This is a genomic window from Candidatus Methylomirabilota bacterium (genome assembly GCA_035260325.1).
Lineage (GTDB): Bacteria > Methylomirabilota > Methylomirabilia > Rokubacteriales > CSP1-6 > AR19.
Genome location: DATFVL010000303.1, coordinates 1 through 2,396, shown reverse-complemented (window position 1 = coordinate 2,396; position 2,396 = coordinate 1). Strand labels below are relative to the sequence as shown.

Genomic DNA, 2,396 nt, shown 5'->3' with positions numbered 1-2,396 from the left:
CGCGCGTAGTCGCGGCAGCCGCCGTTGTCGTAGGTCACCAGGGCCGCGCCGCAGGCCATCGCCTCCATCGGCGGCATGCCGAGCCCTTCGTCCCAGGACGGGCAGAGGTAGACCTCGCAGCCCGAGTAGACCGCGGCGAGCCGGTCCTGGGGCGGGTTCGCGTGGAACTCGTCGTACGGCGAGGCATCACGCGGCGCCTTCAGGCCGAAGCCGACCAGGACGAGCCCGGGGACGCGCGCCTTCACGCGGCGCGCCGCCTCCACGCCGTCGGCCACGCCCTTCCACGCGTACTCGTGGTGGAGCATCAGCACGCGCGGCCGCGAGGTTCCCACGGCGACGGGCACGCGATGGAAGAGGGCGGGGTCCACGGGCGTCACGAGGACCTCGGCGTCGCCCGCGAACTTCTCGCGCACGACGTCGCGGAGCCACGTGGAGATGACGAGCTTCCGGAGCGGAAGCCGGTAGGTCACGTCCACGGTCTCGGGCGACCCGTGGTAGAGGCTCTCGTAGTGCTGGACGAAGTAGAAGCCGGCGCCGCAGCGCGCGGGCGCCTCCGCGGCCGCGGCCGCGGACTGCCACGCCGTCGCGACGACGATGTCGCCGTCGGGCAGACGCGCCGGCTCCCAGCGCCGGACCCAGCGGACGCGCGGGCGGAAGCCCGGGATCCAGTCGGGCCCGGCGGATCTCGCGTTGAGCCAGGCGGCGCGGAGCCGGCCCTTGGCCGGCACGACCAGCGTCACGTCGTGGCCCCGCCCGGCCAGGCGGTCGGCGTACGTGAGGATCGCCCGGACGCCGCCGGCGATCCTCACGTGGGGGCAGAGGAACGTGATCGTCAGAGCTAGATCGCCATCGAGACCGTACCCGTCTTCTTGTAGGCCTCGGGATCGAGGACGACGTTGACGCACCAGACCTCGTCGGACCCGAGCGCCCGCGTGAGCGCGGGACCGATCGCGCGCGGGTCGGTGACGAGGACGCCGCGGCCGCCGAGGGCCTCCACCATCAGGTCGAAGCGCGTCCGCGGCAGGGACGTCGCGACGGCGCGCGCCTCGCCGTAGAACGAGAGCTGCGGGTTCCGGATCTGGCCCCAGCCCCCGTCGTTGCCGATCACGCACGTGAGCGGCAGGCCGAAGCGGACCGCGGTCTCGATCTCCATCGCGTTCAGGCCGAAGGCGCCGTCCCCCGCGATGAGCAGGACGGGCGCCTCCGGGTGGAGCAGCTTCGCCGTCAGCGCGAACGGGGGGCCGATGCCGAGGCAGCCGAGCGGCCCGGGATCGAGCCACTGCCCCGGGCGGTGGAGCGGCACCACCTTCGAGGCGCAGCCGACGACGTCGCCGCCATCGCCGACGACGATCGTCTCGGGCGTCACGACGTGCGCGATCTCGGCGGCGAGCCGGTAGTGCGAGATCGGGACGTCGGCGGAGGCGCAGAAGCCCTCGAGCGTCTTCTTGCTCTCCGTCTCGCGCCCCCGCACCGTCGCGAGCCACGGCTCGAGCCGGGCCGCGTGGCCCGCGGGCGTCGCGTCGGCGAGCTGGCGCAGGAGCACGTCGAGGTCGGCCGTGAGCCCGAGCTCGAGCGGGCGGTTCCTGCCGAGCTCGGCCGGGTCCACGTCCACCAGGACGACCTTCGCGTGTTCGGCGAAGACCGGCGGCCGGCCGTAGCCCAGCCGGAAATCGAGCTGGGCGCCGAGGACGAGCACGAGGTCGGCGTGGCCGAGGGCGAAGCCCCGGGCCTGGGCGAAGGCGTTCGGGTGGGCCGTCGGGAGCGCGCCGCGCCCCGCGCCGCTCATGAAGACCGGCACGCCGGCGCGCTCGGCGAACGCGGCGAGCGACTTGGCGGCGTCGTCCCAGTAGACGCCGCTGCCCGCGATCACCACGGGACGCTCGGCGCCGGCGAGCAGGCGCTCGAGCCTCGCCACGGCCTCCGGCTCGGCGGCGGGACGCGGCCGGTGGACGTACCGCCGGGGGATCGGCGCCAGGCGGTCCTCGAGCGTCGTCATCAGGAGGTCCACGGGGATCTCGACGAAGACGGGCCCGGGACGCCCCGACAGCGCGGTGCGGATCGCGGTCGTCAGCACCTCGGGGATCTGGCGCGTCTCGGGCACCGTGAAGGCGCCCTTGGTGATCGAGCGCATCAGCGCCAGCTGGTCCATCTCCTGGAGCGCGCCGAGCCCCCGGAGGGCGAGCGGCGCCGCGCCGCCGAGGAGGAGCACCGGGCTCCGCGCGGCGTAGGCGTTGGCGACGCCGGTGACCGCATCGGTGACGCCCAGCCCCGGCGCGACGATCGCCACGCCGACGTTCTTCCGGAGCCGCGCGTACGCGTCGGCCGCGTGGGCCGCGGCCTGCTCGTGGCGAAAGTCCACGAGCCTGATGCCCTCGGTGAGACAGCCGTCGTAGATC

2 protein-coding genes are annotated in these 2,396 nt (G+C 74.5%); both read right to left on the bottom strand.

Annotated elements, in window-relative coordinates:
- Positions 1-809: glycosyltransferase family 4 protein (locus tag VKG64_19425; protein ID HKB27210.1), on the bottom strand; the 809-nt coding region annotated here is incomplete at its 3' end.
- Between the two features lie 29 nt (positions 810-838).
- Positions 839-2,396 (bottom strand): thiamine pyrophosphate-dependent enzyme (locus tag VKG64_19420; GenBank protein ID HKB27209.1); only part of this gene is annotated, 1,558 nt, incomplete at its 5' end.